General features: G+C 41.1%; 16 protein-coding genes and 1 other RNA gene. All 17 read left to right on the top strand.

What is annotated here, in order from left to right; translation table 11 throughout:
- Window positions 1-430: 430 nt before the first annotated feature.
- Window positions 431-940, top strand: a complete 510-nt coding sequence (locus tag ACFIK8_RS04985) for a lytic transglycosylase domain-containing protein (protein WP_375636154.1) — start codon at window positions 431-433, stop codon at window positions 938-940.
- Between the two features lie 83 nt (window positions 941-1023).
- Window positions 1024-1414: RNase P RNA component class A (rnpB, locus tag ACFIK8_RS04980), an RNA gene on the top strand.
- Window positions 1415-1676: 262 nt separating this feature from the next.
- Window positions 1677-2675 (top strand): 16S rRNA (cytosine(1402)-N(4))-methyltransferase RsmH, encoded by a 999-nt coding sequence (rsmH, locus tag ACFIK8_RS04975; RefSeq protein WP_375656172.1) that lies wholly within the window; start codon window positions 1677-1679, stop codon window positions 2673-2675.
- Window positions 2672-3076 carry a hypothetical protein gene (locus ACFIK8_RS04970; RefSeq protein WP_015856648.1) on the top strand — a complete coding sequence of 135 codons (405 nt, stop codon included), beginning with the start codon at window positions 2672-2674 and terminating at the stop codon, window positions 3074-3076. The genes rsmH and ACFIK8_RS04970 overlap by 4 nt, the downstream gene beginning before the upstream one ends.
- Complete coding sequence (locus tag ACFIK8_RS04965; protein WP_375656171.1) at window positions 3076-4818, top strand: peptidoglycan D,D-transpeptidase FtsI family protein; 1743 nt, start codon at window positions 3076-3078, stop codon at window positions 4816-4818. The genes ACFIK8_RS04970 and ACFIK8_RS04965 overlap by 1 nt, the downstream gene beginning before the upstream one ends.
- 22 nt (window positions 4819-4840) lie before the next feature.
- Window positions 4841-6292, top strand: a complete 1452-nt coding sequence (locus ACFIK8_RS04960) for a UDP-N-acetylmuramoyl-L-alanyl-D-glutamate--2,6-diaminopimelate ligase (RefSeq protein ID WP_375656170.1) — start codon at window positions 4841-4843, stop codon at window positions 6290-6292.
- Window positions 6289-7710, top strand: coding sequence for a UDP-N-acetylmuramoyl-tripeptide--D-alanyl-D-alanine ligase (murF, locus tag ACFIK8_RS04955; protein ID WP_375644787.1), 1422 nt, complete (start codon window positions 6289-6291; stop codon window positions 7708-7710). The genes ACFIK8_RS04960 and murF overlap by 4 nt, the downstream gene beginning before the upstream one ends.
- 21 nt (window positions 7711-7731) lie before the next feature.
- Window positions 7732-8802, top strand: coding sequence for a phospho-N-acetylmuramoyl-pentapeptide-transferase (gene mraY, locus ACFIK8_RS04950; RefSeq protein ID WP_375656168.1), 1071 nt, complete (start codon window positions 7732-7734; stop codon window positions 8800-8802).
- A gap of 4 nt (window positions 8803-8806) precedes the next feature.
- Entirely contained in the window at window positions 8807-10201 is a 1395-nt protein-coding gene (murD, locus tag ACFIK8_RS04945) for a UDP-N-acetylmuramoyl-L-alanine--D-glutamate ligase (RefSeq protein ID WP_375636159.1), read from the top strand.
- 143 nt (window positions 10202-10344) lie between these two features.
- Complete coding sequence (locus ACFIK8_RS04940) at window positions 10345-11499, top strand: FtsW/RodA/SpoVE family cell cycle protein (protein WP_375669009.1); 1155 nt, start codon at window positions 10345-10347, stop codon at window positions 11497-11499.
- The gene (locus ACFIK8_RS04935; protein WP_375636161.1) at window positions 11492-12628 is read left to right on the top strand and encodes a UDP-N-acetylglucosamine--N-acetylmuramyl-(pentapeptide) pyrophosphoryl-undecaprenol N-acetylglucosamine transferase; all 1137 of its coding nucleotides are present in this window, start codon (window positions 11492-11494) and stop codon (window positions 12626-12628) included. Before ACFIK8_RS04940 ends, ACFIK8_RS04935 begins: the two co-directional genes overlap by 8 nt.
- The gene (gene murC, locus ACFIK8_RS04930; protein ID WP_375636162.1) at window positions 12612-14039 is read left to right on the top strand and encodes a UDP-N-acetylmuramate--L-alanine ligase; all 1428 of its coding nucleotides are present in this window, start codon (window positions 12612-12614) and stop codon (window positions 14037-14039) included. Before ACFIK8_RS04935 ends, murC begins: the two co-directional genes overlap by 17 nt.
- Window positions 14017-14994, top strand: coding sequence for a UDP-N-acetylmuramate dehydrogenase (gene murB, locus ACFIK8_RS04925; RefSeq protein WP_375636163.1), 978 nt, complete (start codon window positions 14017-14019; stop codon window positions 14992-14994). Before murC ends, murB begins: the two co-directional genes overlap by 23 nt.
- A gap of 238 nt (window positions 14995-15232) precedes the next feature.
- Window positions 15233-16153 (top strand): D-alanine--D-alanine ligase, encoded by a 921-nt coding sequence (locus ACFIK8_RS04920; protein WP_375636164.1) that lies wholly within the window; start codon window positions 15233-15235, stop codon window positions 16151-16153.
- Window positions 16141-17052 carry a cell division protein FtsQ/DivIB gene (locus ACFIK8_RS04915; RefSeq protein WP_375636165.1) on the top strand — a complete coding sequence of 304 codons (912 nt, stop codon included), beginning with the start codon at window positions 16141-16143 and terminating at the stop codon, window positions 17050-17052. The genes ACFIK8_RS04920 and ACFIK8_RS04915 overlap by 13 nt, the downstream gene beginning before the upstream one ends.
- Window positions 17049-18350, top strand: coding sequence for a cell division protein FtsA (gene ftsA, locus ACFIK8_RS04910; RefSeq protein ID WP_375636166.1), 1302 nt, complete (start codon window positions 17049-17051; stop codon window positions 18348-18350). Before ACFIK8_RS04915 ends, ftsA begins: the two co-directional genes overlap by 4 nt.
- Window positions 18351-18413: 63 nt before the next feature.
- Window positions 18414-20186: a cell division protein FtsZ gene (gene ftsZ, locus ACFIK8_RS04905; protein ID WP_375636167.1), complete on the top strand. Its 1773-nt coding sequence runs from the start codon at window positions 18414-18416 to the stop codon at window positions 20184-20186.
- The last annotated feature ends 35 nt before the right edge of the window (window positions 20187-20221 follow it).

Raw genomic sequence — 20221 nt, 5'->3', positions numbered from 1 at the left:
GTTTTGTGATTTGTTGAGGTTTTATCGGACATAAAGAGTGCTGTGGGTGTTTATTAACCAGAGAGAAGCGTTGATAACGGTTTATATTTTTTGTGAAACTTTTTTGATATTGAGGATCTTCGGTAAAAAGATGCTATTTTTTTAATATAAAAATTGAGTGATACAATAGTGATAGCAGAAATTTGTAGGTTATATCATTTTATTTAATACGCTATAAGATTAATTATATTCTCTTTATTTTTTTTATTTTATGATATAGAGAAATCTATAATTTGTGCATAAAGAGATTTTCTTTTGTTGCAGAATTTTATCTTGAAATTGTCTTACTCTTTCCTTTTTCAAGCCGTTCTTTTGCTTTCTTTTTTTGTACAATACATTTGCAAATTATTTGCAGCTAGAATTTGAGAATGTTTGAGTGAAGAGAAAGAAAATGCAATTTTTGAAAATCTTGTTAAGTACAGCGTGTGCTGTATTTTTTGTAATTGATATAAGTTGGACTCATAGTGTCTTAAATGTTGCGGAATCAGGAGAAGCTTCAGTAATTGTTGCTTCTAAGATTTCTGATCGTCCTTATGAGTTTCTTATTCAGAAACTTGCGAATAAATATAATGTTCCCGTTAATTTAGCACATGCTGTTGTAAAAGTTGAAAGTAATTATAAGGCAGGTATAAAGGGGGCTGCTGGCGAAATAGGTTTGATGCAAATTAAACCCTCTACGGCACGAGGGTTGGGCTTTAGTGGTTCTGTACAGGATTTGTACGATCCTGCGACCAACCTTGAATATGGTATGCGTTATTTGGCACGGGCGTATAAACTCAGTGGTGGAAGTACGTGTGGTACAATCCTTAAATATAACGCAGGTCATGCTGCAAAAAAAATGAATTCCATTTCGGCGAAATATTGCGCAAAAGTGAAAACTTATCTGGCTTCATTAAAATAAAAACATCTTTTTAGACAGGTTTGTTGTAAAATATTTTAAGATCCTATTTTCACGGAGCTGAAAATGTTTTATAAATTAATGCGTCAGTCGGCTGGGCAGCCGCGCTTGTCTAATGCTAAAATGCGGCAGGTGAGGAAAGTCCGGGCTCCATGGAAAGACGGTGCCGGGTAACACCCGGCGGGGGTGACCCTAGGGAAAGTGCCACAGAAAGTAAACCGCCTATTTTTATAGGTAAGGGTGAAAGGGTGGAGTAAGAGCCCACCGCGCATTCAGTAATGAATGTGGCAAGGTAAACCCCACCGGGAGCAAGACCAAATAGAAATGACGTGCAAAATTTAATTTGCAGCCGATTTCCGGGCGAGTCATTCGGGTAGGTTGCACGAGGCGGATGGTAACATCCGTCCCAGATGAATGGTTGCCATGTAAAGTGTAAGCTTTACTCTACAGAACCCGGCTTATAGGCCGACTGATATTTCATGATGATACGCGATATTTTATAAGATCGATTATATGATCTTTTATGGAGTCTATGTGTTTGAAATGGACACTTGAGAAAAGAGTATTTTAAAAAATTATAACATTTCTTTAAGTATAATGCGTTAGGATCTGTCTTGGGATAACTTTAGTTTTTTCGTTCATTGTGATTAATATGAAAGTTGAAGGCTAGGTTACTCTAAAATCAGTTGCTATGAGAGAGCTGTTGATTTGAGACAGCATAACTTCAAGACGGATTATTTTGATAAAGCAGGATCAAAGAGCTGAACGCCATATTCCAGTGTTGTTGCAGCCAGTTTTGGCTGGGCTTATGCCATTGGTTGGAGCAAAAGTGATTGATGGCACCTTTGGTGCTGGTGGTTACACGTGCGCTTTGTTAAAGGCAGGGGCGGAGGTGATCGCTCTTGATCGTGATCCTCATGCTATTAGTGCGGGACAATCGCTTGTTGAAGAATTTTTTCCACGACTTCGTTTGGTGCAAATGGAATTTTCACAGTTGGATCGCGTTGTTGAAGAGAAGGTAGACGCTGTTATTTTGGATATTGGTGTCTCTTCAATGCAGCTTGATGAAGCTGAAAGGGGATTTTCTTTTCAAAAAGATGGTCCATTAGATATGCGAATGGCTCAGACTGGTTTTACTGCTGGCGATGTTGTAAATCACTTAAAAGCAAGGGATTTGGCACGTATCTTTAAGATATTAGGAGAAGAGCGTTATGCGGGGCGAATTGCACGGATGATTGAAAAGCGTCGTGTTGTTCAGCCTTTTTTGCGTACAGGTGATTTGGCGTATGCTATCGAAGCGTTGATAGGACGTAAGTCGGGAGATCGCATTCATCCTGCAACACGTGTATTTCAGGCTCTTCGCATTTATGTTAATGATGAAATTGGTGAACTTGCACGTGGCTTATTTGCTGCTGAACGCATTTTGAAACCGGGTGGTCGTTTGGGTGTTGTCAGTTTTCATTCTCTTGAAGATCGTATGGTCAAAAGATTTTTTTCTTTTCGTTCAGGAGAGTGTATGAGATCACGCTATCTTCCTGAAATAAAAACGGCTCCAGCAACATTTTTCCCTTTGTTTAAGGGGGGGATAACTGCAAGTGAAGAGGAGTTACAGCAAAATCCTCGTTCACGTTCTGCGCGGTTGCGTATTGGTGTACGAACTGAAGCAGAGGCTCTTGCAGCAGATATGAAATTATTTGGTTTAGCAGAGATTGCCAGTTTTGAAGGCGGCAAGAAATGACAGTTTTTCGTACATTTGATATGATCTTAGTGATGATTATGATTTGTATGGCAGGTCTTACTTATAAAGTAAAATATGATGTTCAAAAACGAATGAACGAAGTTCGTCATCTTGAGCATGAAATTGCTGCAGCAAAAAATACGGTAAGTTTGCTTCGTGCTGAGTGGGCTGTGATGATAAGGCCTTCACGCATGCAAAAACTTGCAAAACGTTATCAAAAAGAACTTGAGTTAGAGGTTATACAGCCGCGTCAAATCGTGGCGTTTAAAGATATTCCGGTACGGATACATGATCAAATTGAAGAAGTGATTAAACAAAATATCTTGGAAGATAATCAGGATATTTTGACAAATAATCGGGCTTCTCAGATAAATGGTGTTGTCCAAAAAGGCGCGCAGTAATGAAATCGACTTTTTTATTCTCACAGAAGAAAAAGCGCTTAAAGAATTCGTTGAATAATCATAATGTTTCTGTTCGTCGTCCCTATTCTAGTCGTCCACGTTTGCTTTTTTCGTTGTTCTGCTTTTTAATTTTATATGGCATCATGGGGGCTTGCCTTATTTCTTATGGGTTGGAAGGTGGACAGATTGAAGAAGCAAAGGGGCCAGGAGTTCTTCAATTGATGGCACGGCCTGATATTGTTGATCGTAATGGTCGTTTATTGGCAACAGATATTAAAACGTATTCACTTTTTGCTGAGCCACGACGTATTATTGATGTGGATGAAACAATTGAATTGCTCTCAACAGTTTTGCCTGATCTTAATTGGCAGGAAACCTATAAGCGTTTAAAAAGAAAATCTGGTTTTTCTTGGATACAGCGTGGGTTAACACCAATGCAGAAGACGCAAATTATGGCTCTTGGTATACCAGGAATTGGTTTTCGGACTGAAATTCGTCGTTTTTATCCTGATGGACCTGTAACTTCCCATATTCTCGGTATGGTGAATGTTGATAATCAGGGCATTGCAGGTATGGAAAAATATATTGATGATGCGGGGTTGAGTGCTTTGCGTGCCGCTGGTCTTGCCATGGAAGAATCATTAAAACAAGTTCAGCTTTCGATTGATGTGCGTGTTCAGGCAATTGTTCATGATGAACTTATTCAGGCTATGAAACGTTATAGGGCAATTGCTGCAGGAGCTGTTATTTTAAATATACATACAGGGGAAGTTTTGGCTTTGGCATCACTACCAGATTTTGATCCTGGAAATCCTATTGAAGCTTTAAAAAGTGATCGTCTCAATAGGATAACGGCAGGAGCTTTTGAAATGGGATCAATCATTAAAAGTTTTACGACCGCCATGGCTCTTGATTCCGATATTTTTCATTTAAACAGTATTATTGATGCTTCAAAGCCAATAAAAGCAAGTAGTGGGTATACTATTCATGATTTTCACGGAAAAAATCGTCCCTTAACGTTATGGGAGGTTTTTATTTATTCTTCCAATATTGGTTCTGCTAAAGAGGCATTGGCGATAGGGATTGATAAACATCGTGGTTTTTTGCAAAAACTTGGGTTACTGGATCGTCTCACAACAGAGTTGCCTGAAGTTGCCCATCCTATTGTGCCACATCATTGGAAGGATATCCATTCTATGACGATTTCTTTTGGGCATGGTATGGCAACAACACCCTTGCAAACAGCTGTCGGGGCTGCTGCTTTAATGAATGGTGGTCGGTTAATTGCTCCGACATTTTTAAAACGTACAAAAGAACAAACTTTGCACCATGCAAAACGGGTTTTGCAGGCTAAAACAAGTCAAAATATGCGTTACCTTTATAAATTAAATAGTGATATTGGTTCTGGACGTAATGCAAAAGTGGAAGGTTATCGGGTTGGTGGTAAGACAGGAACAGCTGAAAAAGTTGAAAATGGAAAATATTCTAAAACAAAAAATTTCAATAGTTTTCTTGCTGCTTTTCCTATTGATGATCCTGTTTACGTTGTTTTAACAATTATTGATGAACCAAAGCCTGAAGAAGGACAGCGTTCAGCAACAGCGGGGATGAATGCTGGACCAATGCTTGCTAATATTGTTCGTCGCACAGCTAGTTTTCTTGGTGTAAAACCCGATTTTAAAAAAGAATATGAGCCTCTTTTAACTAAAAAGAGCAATTCAAGTTTCGTTAAACAACGGTAAAATGAATAAAAGGTGTATCGTTATGTTGTTTGGAACAGTTTTTACAGAATGTCTTGAAGATCAGAATCTTTCTTCAATGGAAATAACAGGAATCAGTGCAGATTCTCGACAAGTCTTGCCAGGCTATGTTTTTGTCGTTGTTCAAGGAAAAAAAAGTGATGGAAGACACTATATAGATGATGCGATAAAGCGTGGCGCACGAGCAATTGTTACAGATTGTTATGCTGTTCTTGAGGATTTACCTGTTCCCATTTTACGTGTTTCTAATGTTCGTCATAGTTTAGCGTTGGCAGCTGCACGTTTTTACGGTTCTCAGCCTGAAACGGTCGTTGCTGTGACTGGTACAAGTGGTAAAACATCTGTTGTCTCTTTTATTCGGCAAATTTGGACTCATGTTGGATTTTGTGCTGCGAGTATAGGAACGGTTGGTGTTGTTTCTCCTAAACGGAATGTTTATGGTTCTCTCACAACACCTGATCCGGTTGCCTTGCACCGTCTTCTTTGTGAAATTTCTCATGAAGGTGTGACTCATGCAGCTCTTGAAGCTTCTTCGCATGGGCTTGATCAAGGACGACTTGATGGAGTTCGTTTAACGGCTGGTGCCTTTACCAATTTAGGGCGAGATCACATGGATTATCACACGGGGGTAGAGGATTATTTGCGAGCTAAAATGAAGTTGTTTGATACACTTTTGCCTGTATCTGCTCCTGCTTTGATTTTTGCTGATGATGTCTATTCACAAAAGGTTATTGATGTTGTTACACAAGCGCGCCGCCGTGTCTTGACAATTGGCCGTAAGGGGAAATTTATCACGATTAATCGTGTTGAACATCAACGCTCAAAACAGTGTATTGAGTGTCGTGTGGAAAATAATATTTATACATTTGATTTGCCTTTGGCTGGAGATTTTCAGGTAGCCAATGCGCTTATGGCAGCGGGGTTAGCGATTGCAACGGGTGTTTCACCTCGTAAGGTTTTTTCTGCGCTTGAAACTTTGCAGGGGGCACCTGGGCGGTTAGAATTTGTCGGAAAGACAGAAAATAATGCGCCTGTTTATATTGATTATGCCCATAAACCAGAAGCTTTGGAGCAGGTTTTGCTTTCTGTTCGTCCCTTTACGCAAGGGCGTTTGATCGTTGTTTTTGGTTGTGGAGGAGATCGTGATCAAGGAAAAAGACCTTTGATGGGAAAAATTGCGGCGGATAAAGCGGATATTGTTATTGTAACGGATGATAATCCTCGCACAGAAATGCCAGAAAAAATACGCAAGGATATTTTACAGGCAGTGCCAACAGCAATAGAGATAGCAGATCGTGGTGAGGCTATTTCTTACGCGGTGGAGCTTTTGAAAGTTGGTGATACATTAATCATTGCTGGAAAAGGTCATGAGGATGGCCAAATTATAGGGCAGACAACTTATCCTTTTTCAGATCGTCTGAAAGCGATAGAAGCTCTAGAGAACCGAAAGAAATGACAGCTTTATGGGATAAGAAAGCACTTGTTGCTGCAATTAATGGTGTTGTAATAGGAAGCATGCCAGAAACTTTTTCTGGGGTTTCCATTGATAGCCGTACTCTTGCGGAAGGTGATATTTTTTTCTGCATTAAGGGGCATCATCTTGATGGTCATGATTTTGCTGCGCAAGCTTATGAACGAGGTGCAGGGGTTCTTATCGTTGCGGAACACCGTTTAAGGGATATGAAAAAGATATCGGCTCCACTTATTGTTGTTCCTGATGTTTTGCAAGCCTTGGAAAAACTTGCACAAGCTGCACGCAAACGTTCAAGAGCTAAGATTATTGCGATAACAGGATCGGTGGGAAAAACAACGACAAAAGAAGCTTTGAAACAAGCACTTGCAACGACTGGGAACGTTCATGCGAATCTCGCTTCTTTAAATAATTGCTGGGGGGTTCCACTCACTTTAGCGCGGATGCCTATGGAGAGTGATTATGGTATCTTTGAAATTGGCATGAATCATAGAGATGAAATTCGCCCTCTGGTCAAACTGGTTTGTCCGCATGTTGCTCTCATTACACATATTTGTGCAGGACATATGGGTTTTTTCAAAAATCTTGAAGAAATAGCAAAGGCAAAAGCTGAAATTTTTGAAGGATTAGATGAGAAAGGCATTGCCGTTTTAAATGCGGATAGTGATTTTTTTTCTTATCTCATCCAAAAAGCAAAGAAATGCGGTGTAAAGAATATCTTAAGCTTTGGTGAGAGCAAAAATGCTGATTATCAAGCGCGAGATATACGTCTTCTAACTGATCGTTCTTCTATGATTGTACGTATTAGGGAGCGGGATAGGGAGGTTCAAATTGGTGCTCCCGGACGCCATATTGTGCAAAATAGTTTAGGGGTTATTGCTGCTTGTGATGCTATGGGAGTTGAGTTAGAGCCTGTTCTTCTTTCTTTTCGCCATTTTTCTTCTCAAAAGGGGCGAGGTGTTCGTTATCGACTGTCTTTATCAAATGGGGGTGAATTTTATCTCATTGATGAAAGCTATAATGCAAATCCTGCTTCTATGCGTGCTGCGCTTGAGCTTCTTGCTACAGGACCAGTCGGGGAAGAGGGGCGGCGAATTGCTATTTTAGGAGATATGCTAGAGTTAGGGGAGTATAGTGAAAAGCTTCATCGTGATTTAATAAAGCCAATACGTCTTTCCGGTGCTAATCCGGTTTTTCTATTTGGTGAGGCGATGAAATCTTTAGTTAGTGATTTGTCTGCTGGTGTTAAGGTTCATTATGCTGAAAATATTGAGAAAATTTTATCTCTCCTTTTAGCAGAAATTTCTTCTGGGGATCTGCTTATGGTTAAATCATCCAATAGCCTTTGTTCATCAAATATTGTGACTGCATTGCTTGACCGCTATAAAGCGGTTTCTTCATAATTTTAAGAGGTTTTTTGTACCATGATGCTGTTTTTTTCTTCGTTTAGTGATTGGCTTCCAGGTGTGAATGTATTTCGTTATATTACTTTTCGCACGATAGCGGCTATGCTTACTTCGGGGCTCATCGTCTTTTTGTTTGGACCTAGCATCATTGCTTCTCTTAAATTGCGGCAGGGTAAGGGGCAACCGATTCGTGCGGATGGTCCTCAAACACATTTTAAAAAGGCTGGAACACCTACAATGGGTGGATTGATGATTTTAACCGGCATTGTGGTATCGGCATTTTTGTGGTGTAATTTATCGAATATTTATTTTTGGGTATCGCTATTGGTTATGCTTTCTTTTGGGGTAATTGGATTTTATGACGATTATCTTAAGGTCACAAAACAAACAGACAAAGGATTTTCTGGGAAAGCACGGTTAAGTTTGGAGTTTTGTGTTGCCGCAATTGCTGCTTTTGTCATCCTACAAATTGGCTCATCTGGATTCGCTTTGCCTTTTTTGAAAGATTATCTTATCAATTTGGGCTGGTTTTTTATTCCTTTTTCTGCTTTTGTTATTGTCGCGACGGGTAATGCGGTTAATTTGACGGATGGACTTGATGGCCTTGCTATTGTTCCTGTGATGGTTGCAGCCTTATCTTTTGCTCTGATTGCTTATCTTTCTGGTAATATGAATTTTGCTGATTATCTCCAAATCCATTATGTATCGGGAGCAGGTGAATTGGCTGTTTTACTGGGAGCTGTTGTTGGGGCAGGGCTTGGTTTTTTATGGTTTAATGCACCACCTGCAGCTATTTTTATGGGAGATACTGGTTCGTTGGCTCTTGGAGGATTATTGGGGACTGTTGCAGTCGCTACGAAGCACGAAATTGTTTTGGCTCTTATTGGTGGGCTTTTTGTTGTGGAAGCTTTTTCGGTCGTTATTCAGGTTGGTTATTTCAAATTAACAAGAAAACGAGTGTTTCTTATGGCACCGATACATCATCATTTTGAGAAAAAAGGCTGGACTGAAAGCCAAGTCGTGATACGCTTTTGGATTATTTCAATTGTTCTTGCTCTTATTGGTCTTTCAACACTTAAATTGCGGTGAGATTTTGATTTCTGTTGCGTGTTATAAAGGACAAAAAGTTGCTTTATTTGGATTAGGAAAGTCTGGACTAGCAACGGCACAAGCATTGATGCGTGGCGGTGCAGAAGTGGTGGCGTGGGATGATAGTCCTTCAAGCGTGCAGATGGCTTTCCGGCACAATATTCCAACGCGAGATCTCCGTTATGAAGATTGGTCAGAATTTGTTGCATTGATTGTAGCTCCTGGAGTTCCTTTAAATTATCCTCAACCCCATTGGGTTGTTGAAAAAGCACGAAAAAAAAATATAGAAATTATCGGTGATATTGAATTATTTGTTCGTGCGCGCCAGCATTTTTTACAGCATTATGGTTTTTGTGACCAAGATGTTCCTTTCATTGCGATTACGGGGACGAATGGAAAGTCAACCACAACGGCTTTACTTGCGCATTTGTTGGAAAAAATGGGTTATGATGTGCAGGTGGGGGGGAATATCGGAAAGGCAATATTGACGCTTAAGCCATTTGTTAAAAAACGTATCTATGTGATTGAATGTTCATCATTTCAAATTGATCTTACACCCTCTCTTCAGCCGACCATTGGACTTTTATTGAATTTAACACCTGATCATATTGATCGACATGGGAGTTTTGCCTGTTATGTGCAAACCAAAAGGCATCTGATTGCTCAGGCTTCACAGGCTTTTATTTCAGTTGATGATGCAGCTTGTAGGGTTTTATATCAACAGTTGCTTCATGAAGGGAAGAAAATTGGGGCAATTTCCAAGGATCATTTTGTTGAAAATGGTTTTTATGCAGATGGGACTAAGCTCTTTTCTGTTTATCAAGGACAGCGTCATATGCTTGCAGATCTGACGTCTATGACTGCTTTGCGCGGACGTCATAATGCGCAAAATGCCCTTATGGCATTAGCAACGTTGCAGGCTTTAAAAATAACCGATCCTTCTATGAACAAGCATTTAGCAAGTTATAAAGGGCTGGATCATCGTATGCAGCAGGTGCGTAAAATGGGGGCGGTTTTGTTTATCAATGACAGCAAGGCGACTAATGCAGATGCAACAGCTCCTGCGCTTTCCACCTTTAATGATATTTTTTGGATTGTTGGGGGACAGGCAAAAAAGGGAGGAATAGAGTCTCTTAGAAAATTTTTTCCTAAAATTCGTAAAGCCTATTTGATTGGGAGCGCGGCGGAAGAATTTGCTCGCACTATTGGATCTGCTTTTCCCTTTTCTATGAGCTTAACTTTGAAAAATGCGGTGCGTGAAGCAGCTGTTGATGCAATGGGTTGTAAGGAAAAAGAGGTGACGGTTCTTTTGTCACCTGCTTGTGCAAGTTATGACCAATTTAAAAATTATGAAATGCGAGGCGAAGAATTTGTCTCTTTTGTGATGCAGTTACAATAAAAAAATCATCAGTTATAAAAAAATATTTTGCGTTAAGACTCCAGAATCTTTTTTTGTGTAATTTAGTTTTTAAAGTGTTTGTTAAATAGGCTGGGGAACCATATCACTTTAAGATAATTTATAAAATGGATAAGGTGGATACCATGGTTACGCGTGCAGATAGAGATCCAATTGCTAATTGGTGGTGGACGATTGATCGCTCTATCTTTGCAGCTTGTTTAATTTTAATGGGAATTGGCATTATGCTGTCTTTTGCTGCCAGCCCTATTATTGCAAAAAAAATCGGAATTGCTGATAGTTTTTATTTTGTTCGGTGGCATATCATTTTTAGCATTTCAGCATTTTTTACGATGGTTACCATTTCCTTTTTTTCGCTTTCTAATATTCGTCGTTTATGTGCTCTTTTGCTCATTGTAACGCTTGCTCTTATGGTTGCAACCTTATTTTGGGGTCCAGAATTAAAGGGAGCACGGAGGTGGATTCTACTATTTGGTTTTTCTGTACAGGCTTCAGAGTTTATGAAGCCAGCTTTTGTGGTTATGTCTGCTTGGCTTTTTTCAGAACAGATACGCAGGAGGGGAATTCTGGGTTATACGTTAGCGATTCTACTTTATGCCATTTGTTGTGTGCTTCTGGTTTTGCAGCCTGATATTGGACAAACAGTTTTAATAAGTGCAACATGGGGGGGGCTGTTTTTTATTGCTGGTGTACCTCTTACCATTATTTTTCTCTTTCTCATTTTAGGCATTGTAGGAATTATTTTAGCTTATCTTTTTCTGCATCATGTACGCGAGCGTATCAATGGTTTTTTGACAGGTGAAGGGGATACGTTTCAAGTGGATGTAGGACGTGAGGCTATTTTGAATGGTGGTTGGTTTGGGCAAGGTCCTGGGGAGGGAACAGTAAAACGTATCATTCCTGATAGCCATACAGATTTTGTATTTTCCGTTGCTGCTGAAGAGTATGGTATTATTCTTTGTTTATTAATTATGATGCTTTTTGGCTTTATCGTTATGCGTTCATTGTATATAGCCATGAATACACGTGATTCCTTTATACGTCTTGGTATTACTGGCATAGCAATGATGATTGGCTTTCAATCAGCTATTAATATGGCCGTTAATCTTCACTTAATTCCTCCAAAAGGCATGACATTGCCTTTTATTTCTTATGGTGGTTCTTCGATGGTGGCGATTGCGTTTTCAATGGGCATTTTGCTCAGTTTAACACGTCGTTGGCCAGAAGCACGCCTTTCAGCTTTTTCTTCCTCTTCTATCTTGGATACCCCTTATGAATGATAAAAAAGTTATTGTTTTGGTGGCTGGTGGTACAGGTGGACATCTTTTTCCTGCTGAAGCCCTTTCTGTTGAATTAAGGCAGCGTGGATATGATGTTCATTTAATAACAGATGAAAGAGCACGACCTTTTGTTCGCTGCTTTGATGAAGAGCATATTCATATCGTTTCATCGGCAACATTTACACGACGCCATCCTTTTGCTCTGATAAAGACGTTTTGGTCTTTGCTAAGGGGGATGGGGCAATCGTTGGCGTTGTTTTATAAATTACGTCCTGTTCTTGTTGGAGGATTTGGAGGGTATCCGAGCTTTCCTCCTCTTTTTATTGCGGCCTTAACGAGGCGTGTAACATTTATTCATGAACAAAATGCTGTTATGGGGCGTGCCAATCGGGTGTTGGCAATTTTTGTGCGTGCAATCGCTGGTGGTTTGTTGTCGCCAAATGGCGCTTATGCTCATAAAATACTTTTGACGGGGAATCCTGTTCGTGAGGCTGTGTTGAAGGCGGCCAAAATTCCTTATCATCCCTCAACTGGTGAAGAGCCATTTCATTTTTTGATTTTTGGAGGTAGCCAAGGGGCTTCTGCTTTTTCACATATTGTTCCAGAAGCTATTGCTTTATTCGATGATAAGAACCGTAAACGTTTACGAATTGTGCAGCAAGTTCGAGGTGAAGCAGAAGGGTTGATCAAAATCTATCGTGATATGGGCGTACAAGCAGAGGTAGCTCCTTTTTTTGATGATATGGCTGAACGTATGGCACATGCCCATTTTATTTTGTCGCGCGCTGGGGCTTCATCTGTTTGTGAGATAGCGGTGATTGGTAGACCTGCTTTGCTTGTTCCCTATCCCCATGCTTTAGATCATGATCAGGCTGCCAATGCAGCTCTGCTTGCTCGTGTAGGTGGTGCGCAAATTGTATCAGAAAAAGATTTAAATGCACAAAAGCTTTTTTCTCTTTTAATGCACGCTTGTTGTGCGCCCCATTTATTAGAAAAACAAGCGCTTTCTGCAAAAAAAGTTGGGCAACCTCATGCAACCCGTTGTCTTGCTGATATGGCTGAATCCTTAATTTCAGGGCGATTGTTGTCAGATATAAAAGAGGAGCTTTTTAATGAAAATGCCACTTGATATAGGCGTTATCCATTTTATCGGAATCGGGGGGATCGGTATGAGTGGAATTGCGGAGGTTTTTTATAATCTTGGCTATAAAGTTCAAGGGTCAGATCAAGTTGAGAGTGCGAATGTTGAACGTTTGCGGAGAAAAGGAATTAACGTTCATATAGGTCATTGTGCTGAAAATTTAGGGAATGCAGAGGTTGTTGTTTTTTCTACTGCCGTTAAAAAAACAAATCCTGAGTATATTGCTGCAAAGGAAAGACATTTACCGCTTGTCAGACGTGCAGAAATGCTAGCGGAGCTGATGCGGTTTCGGCGTGCAATTGCGGTGGGTGGTACACATGGTAAAACAACGACCACATCAATGGTCGCAGCTCTCCTTGATGCTGGTCATTTTGATCCAGTGGTGATTAATGGCGGTATTATTAATGCTTATGGTACGAATTCTCGTACAGGAGATGGCGATTGGATGATTGTTGAAGCTGATGAAAGTGATGGTACATTTTTAAAGCTGCCTGCTGATATTGCTGTTATTACTAATATTGACGCTGAGCATTTAGATCATTATGGAAGTTTTGATGCTGTGCGTGAGGCTTTTCGGCAATTCGTAGAAAATGTTCCTTTTTATGGTTTTGCTGTTTTGTACCTTGATCATCCAGAGGTTCAGTCATTGGCGGGCCGTATTGATGATCGTTGGGTGATCACTTATGGTGCAAATCCACAAGCGGATGTTCGTTTTCTTAATCTTTCGATGGATGGTCAAAAAACGCATTTTGATGTTCTTGTTCGCTCACGCAAAACAGGAAGAAAAATTGAGTTGAAAAATTTGCTTTTGCCCATGGCAGGACAGCATAATGTTGCTAATGCAACGGCGGCGATTGCTATTGCGCATGAACTAGGCATTTCAAATGAAGCTATAAAAAGGGGCTTAGCAGAATTTGGCGGAGTAAAACGGCGTTTTACGCGAACAGGAAGTTGGCGGGGTATTGAAATATTTGATGATTATGGACATCATCCTGTTGAAATAAAGGCTGTTTTGCGTGCAGCACGTGAGAGTGCAAAAGGGCGTGTTATTGCGATTGCACAACCCCATCGGTATTCACGTTTGTATCATTTATTTGATGATTTTTCTGCTTGTTTTAATGATGCAGATACAGTGTTGATTACGCCCGTTTATGCGGCTGGTGAAGAGCCTATTGTAGGATTTGGTTCTCAAGAATTGGTAGAGCATATTAAAATGGCGGGTCATCGTGATGTGCGCTTGATACATAGTCTGGAAGATGTTGTGTCTTTTGTCTCAAAATTTGCTCAGGCAGAGGATTATGTTGTTTTTCTTGGTGCTGGCAATATCACACAATGGGCTTGTGCGTTGCCTCATCAATTAGCGGTATTGGATGGTCATGGTAAATTTTCAGCACATTGATGGTGAGGCGCTATTGGCGCAATTGCAACCGCTGTTGGGTGGCGTGAGAGGCAAACTTACACCTAATGTTGAAATGCGTAAGGTAACGTGGTTTCGCACGGGTGGGTTGGCAGAGCTTTTTTATCAGCCTGTTGATGAACAAGATTTGGCTCTCTTTCTTCAAAATTTGCCTGAATTTGTTCCTGTAACAATTGTCGGTATCGGTTCTAATCTTCTGGTGCGTGATGGGGGCGTTCCTGGTGTTGTGATTCGTCTTTCGCCAAAAAACTTTGGGCAAGTGCAGCAAGTTTCTCCAAAAGGCTTTTTAGTTGGTGCTGGTACGGCGGATAAACATTTAGCTGTTGCCGCTTTAAAGGCAGGAATTGCAGGTTTTCATTTTTATCATGGTATTCCTGGTGCTCTTGGAGGAGCTCTCAAAATGAACGCGGGTGCGAATGGTATTGAAACCGCAGCGCGTGTTGTTGAGGTCTATGCGCTGGATCGTAAAGGGCAACGTCATATCTTGAGTTTGAAAGATATGCATTATTCCTATCGCCATTGTGATATTCCTAAAGATTTTATTTTTACAGCTGCTTTATTGGAAGGAGAACTCGGTAATAAAGATGATATTCGTGCTGCTATGGATGAAGTTTCCCTCCACAGAGAAACAGTACAACCCATTCGTGAAAAGACAGGAGGATCAACGTTCAAAAATCCTGAGAATGGATCTGCGTGGCGCGTGATTGATGAAGCAGGGTGTCGTGGTTTACGGATTGGTGGCGCTCAAATGAGTGAAATGCACTGTAACTTTATGATTAATACAGGGCAAGCAACAGGATATGATCTTGAAGCATTGGGAGAAACAGTGCGTGCGCGTGTTTTTGCAAATTCAGCCCACCTTTTACAGTGGGAAATAGAGCGTATCGGTCAATTTGAGCGTGGTCGAAGTGTTTCTCCTTTTGATCCATTTCATTGATTTATTGTTCACTAAAAAAGTGAAAATAAAAAATTGAGTCATTTCAAAGAGATAATAAAAAATTTCTATTAAGAATCAATAAATTAACAAAGAATCTCTTGCATCAGGCTTTTGAGTCTGATTCATTATGCAAAATGCTAGGTTATTGATTCGCAAGGATAAACCTTGTTTTTTCTGTATGTGGTGCTGATGTATTTTATATAGACTACATATAGTATGCGAAAGAGGGTGATTTATTATGAGAGATAAACATATAGCTGTGTTAATGGGAGGTTTTTCTTCTGAACGGTCTGTAAGTTTATCTTCAGGGGCGGCTTGTGCTGATGTTCTAGAGCTGCAGGGGTATCGCGTGAGCCGCGTGGATGTTGACGCTCATATTGCTTCTGTTCTTGAACAGTTGCAGCCCGATATTGCCTTCAATGCATTGCATGGTCCATTTGGTGAAGATGGCCGGATCCAGGGGATTCTTGAATATTTAAAAATTCCTTATACCCATTCTGGTGTGATGGCATCTGCTTTGGCAATGGATAAGGGACGTGCAAAAATTATCGTTGCAAATGTTGGGGTTTGTGTTGCTCCTTCTCGGATCATGAGTCGTTTTGCTTTGGGACAAACGCATCCCATGGAGCCTCCTTATGTAATTAAACCTGTGTGTGAAGGATCAAGTTTTGGTGTTGTCATTGTCCATGGAAATGAAGCAGCACCGCCGCATAATATTGGGGGAGCTGAGTGGGGGTATGCCGATGAGGTGATGATTGAAAAATATATTCCTGGTCGTGAATTGACTTGTGCTGTTTTGGGGAATGAAGTGCTGGATGTGTGTGAAATTCTTCCCAATAAACACTTTCCATTCTACGATTATGACTCGAAATATAAAACGGGTGGTTCTCTTCACATTTGTCCTGCACAACTTTCACTAAATATTTACCAAAGTGTGCAAAGAATGTCTTTAGCAGCCCATCAGGCGATAGGGTGTCGAGGTGTTAGCCGTTCTGATTTTCGTTTTGATGAGAAAACGGGAGAATTGGTTTGGCTTGAAATTAATACGCAACCCGGTATGACATCGACGTCTCTTCTTCCTGATATTGCAAAAGCGAGCGGCCGTACTTACGGCGATATTGTTCAATGGATGGTGGAGGACGCATCATGTATGCGTTGAATGTTAATAAAACAAATGTTCCGATGGAGGTGCTTTCAGTGCCGGCTTTGCCACGTCTTTATCGTCGTTTCCTCCGGTTTATGTTTGAGTTTGTTTTTGTCAATATTCATATTCCACGCCATTTCGGTTCTTTTGCGGTGGTATGGTTTTTCTTTGTTACGGCTTTTTATGGACTTTCATCAAGTGGTCAGATGGCTGTGATCGTAAACACGATCATATTAGATAGTAGTTTTGTGGTCACTCATGTCGATATAAGCGGCAATAAGCGCTTGACAAAGCAGGATATTTTTAAAATTTTAAAACTTGATGTTGCGCCTTCTATATTCACTTTTGATGTTGAAAGAGCACGTTCTCTTTTGGAAAAACAGGCTTGGGTGCAATCGGCTAATGTTCAGAAAATTTATCCTAATAGAATGCGCATTTCCATCGTGGAGCGTGAACCCTATGCTATTTGGCAACATGATAGCATAGTGGATATTGTTGATAATACAGGTCGTGTCATTGTGCCCTTTAAAGGGGAAATTGTTCGGGATTTACCTCTTGTGGTTGGGCAGGGTGCGCAAAATGCTGCTAAAGTGTTTATTCAAGCGCTGTCGGTCTATCCGGAAGTATATGATCGTGTTCGTGCTTTCGTGCGGGTAGGTGATCGACGTTGGGATCTTGTTTTGGATAATGGAATGCGCGTTATGTTGCCTGAAAATGGTGCCCTTGAAAAGCTTTCTTCTCTTGTTTCGTCCGGTATAATGCAAGATCTTTTATCTCGCGATATTCGCAGTGTTGATTTACGTCTTGCTGATAGAATTACTGTTTCTTTATCAGATGAAACGTTGGAGCGTTATCATGCTACTGTGGAAGAAGAAGAACGTATTTTAAAGACACGAAAGGCAGGAAACCCATGATGTTGCTTAGATCACATCATCTGGGAGGGCGTAAAACACGTTTTTTAACGGTTCTTGATGTCGGTTCAAGTAAGATTGTTTGTCTTATTGCTTGTTTGCGTCCTTTAAAGCATGCGCACTATTTACATGGTCGTACACATTCTACGGAAATTCTAGGCTTTGGAGTGCAGCGTTCACGCGGTATTAAATCCGGTGTTGTCATGGATATGTTTGCAGCAGAACAATCAATAAGATTGGCTGTTGATGCGGCAGAAAAAATGGCTGGTTTGGTGGTGGATTCAGTGATTGTGAATTTTTCCTCAAGTCGATTACAAAGTGCTTTGATTAATGGAAAAGTTCATTTGAATGGTCGTGAAGTCACCAAGCGTGATATGCGTATGGCCTTTTCAGATGTTTCGCGTAAAGCTTTTGATGCTGAACGTCATGTTATGCACTCAGTTCCAGTTTCTTATGTATTGGATGGAGATAAAGGAATTTCTGATCCTGTCGGAATGGCAGGGGAAACATTTGGTGTTGACGTGCATGTGGTAACAGCTGAAACAGCTTCTTTGCGTAATTTAGAAACTTGTGTTAATCGTGCACATTTGAGTGTTGAAGCAATGGTTGCTACTCCCTTTGCAAGTGGTCTTTCTGTCTTGATGAATGATGAGGCGCATTTAGGGGCTGCATGTATTGATTTTGGTGGTGGAACAACAACATTTTCAGTGTTTTTTGAGGGAAAATTTATTCATGCGGATGCTCTTGCTGTTGGGGGTCATCATGTCACTCTTGATGTTGCGCGCGGATTTTCTATGTCTCTAACAGAGGCGGAACGTTTAAAAGTTGTTTATGGTTCAGCACTTTTAACAAGTACCGATGAGCGGCAAATGATTAATGTAGCAGAAATTGGGAGTGAACAGCGTGAAACTCAATATCCTCGCGCGGTTCTTGGACGTATCATTCGTGCGCGTGTTGAAGAAATTTTAGAAATGGTCCGTGATTGTTTAAATCGTTCTGGTTTTGGTCACATCATTGGTAAACGTGTTATTTTGACTGGGGGAGCAAGCCAGTTAACAGGATTGCCAGAAATGGCACGTACTATATTAGGAAGAAATGTTCGTATCGGGCGGCCTTTAGGTATTTCGAGGCTTCCTTCTCTTGCAAAAGGGGCGGCGTTTACATCTGCTGTTGGGTTGTTAATTTATCCGCAATTGGTGGGTTTTGAAGAAAAAACAATGCAGGCGGCAGGAAATCATTTGTCGATGGGCACGCGTGGGTATTTTCAGCGTGTTGGTCAGTGGTTGCGTGAGAGTTTTTAGTTAAGTCTAGTTGGATAAATTTCATCGCTTTGGCTTGCGGTGTCTTATGAGAAGGAAAAGAAAATGACGATTAATCTGCATCGGCCAGATATCGCGGAATTGAAGCCACGCATTACCGTTTTTGGTGTTGGAGGTGGTGGCGGGAATGCCGTGAATAATATGATAAATGCTGGTCTTCAGGGAGTTGACTTTGTTGTTGCAAATACGGATGCACAGGCTTTGGCTATGTCAAAGGCTGAACGTGTTATCCAACTTGGGGCAGCTGTGACAGAAGGTTTGGGTGCTGGTGCTTTACCGGAAGTTGGACAAGCGGCGGCAGAGGAATGTATTGATGAAATTATCGATCATCTTGCAGACTCTCATATGGTTTTCATTACTGCTGGTATGGGGGGAGGAACTGGAACAGGGGCTGCTCCCGTTGTTGCTCGCGCAGCGCGTGAAAAAGGTATTTTGACTGTTGGTGTTGTGACAAAGCCGTTTCAGTTTGAAGGCGCACGTCGTATGAAAACGGCAGAGGCTGGTATTGAAGAATTACAAAAGTCTGTCGATACATTGATTGTTATTCCCAATCAAAATCTTTTCCGTATTGCAAATGATAAGACAACGTTTGCTGATGCTTTTGCTATGGCTGACCAAGTGCTTTATTCTGGTGTTGCTTCCATTACGGATTTGATGATTAAAGAGGGTTTGATTAATCTTGATTTTGCTGATGTTCGCTCTGTTATGCACGAAATGGGTCGAGCTATGATGGGAACGGGTGAGGCATCTGGTGATGGGCGTGCTTTGGCTGCGGCTGAAGCTGCTATTGCAAACCCATTGTTGGATGATACCTCTATGCGTGGGGCGCGTGGTTTATTGATTTCTATTACGGGTGGTCGTGATATGACTCTTTTTGAGGTTGATGAAGCTGCTAATCGTATTCGTGAAGAAGTGGATGCTGATGCGAATGTGATCTTTGGCGCTATTGATGATGAGTCATTGGAAGGCGTTATTCGTGTTTCTGTGGTTGCCACCGGTATTGATCGTGAAGTTAGTGATGTGGTTCAGTCCTCTCATCCTCAGCTTCAAAGGCCTGTTTCTTCAATGCGCAAGAGCGATCCTGGAACGCCACACAGTTCTTTTCATGTTCAGTCATCGCCATTGCGTTCTGAGTCAATGGTAGAAGTGATCGAATCACTTGAAATAGAGAAGGGTAAATCAACCGGAGAACAGTTCCGTCCCAAAAGTCAAATTTTTGCACATCCTACAGAAGCAATGACGACACGAAGTGCGACGAATGCTGTTACGTATGGTTCAAATGCTGTTCAGGAACAGAGATCAAATGTGCCCCGTATGCAAGTAAGTCGTGGTTCTCAACAGGCTATGACTGCTCCCGTGAGTATGGAGGCAACAGCGCATGTTCTTGATGAGATGACAGGGGTTGTGAAGCAAAAAGAAAAGCCAGTGCAACCAAAACAAATGCAACAAATGCAAGCGCGCGCTCCAATGCGTATGCCTGAGTTAAAGGATTTTCCTCCTGTTGCTCATGGACAAAGTCAAAGGACATCTGTGACTGATCAAGGTCCTCGTAATCTTTGGCAGCGTTTGAAACAGAGCTTGACGCATCGTGAAGAAGCAGAGCCAGAAGCGAGGCTGGAGCCTGCTGTTAGATCGTCTCAGCAGCAAGAGTCTCATGTTTACAATAAAAATTCTCAGGCGCTTTCTCAAGATGCTTCTGTTTATGTTCCACGTCGTTCTGGTGAGCTGCACCCTCAGGTACCACAAGATCAGCGTACTTTTATAAGTGAAGAAGATCAGTTGGAAATACCAGCATTTTTACGTCGTCAAGCAAATTAATTGATGAAAAATGAGGCAAAGTAAGCAATTTTATT

The sequence above is a fragment of the Bartonella sp. MR168JLCBS genome (assembly GCF_042194175.1).
This window is presented reverse-complemented; position numbering and strand designations above follow the sequence as displayed.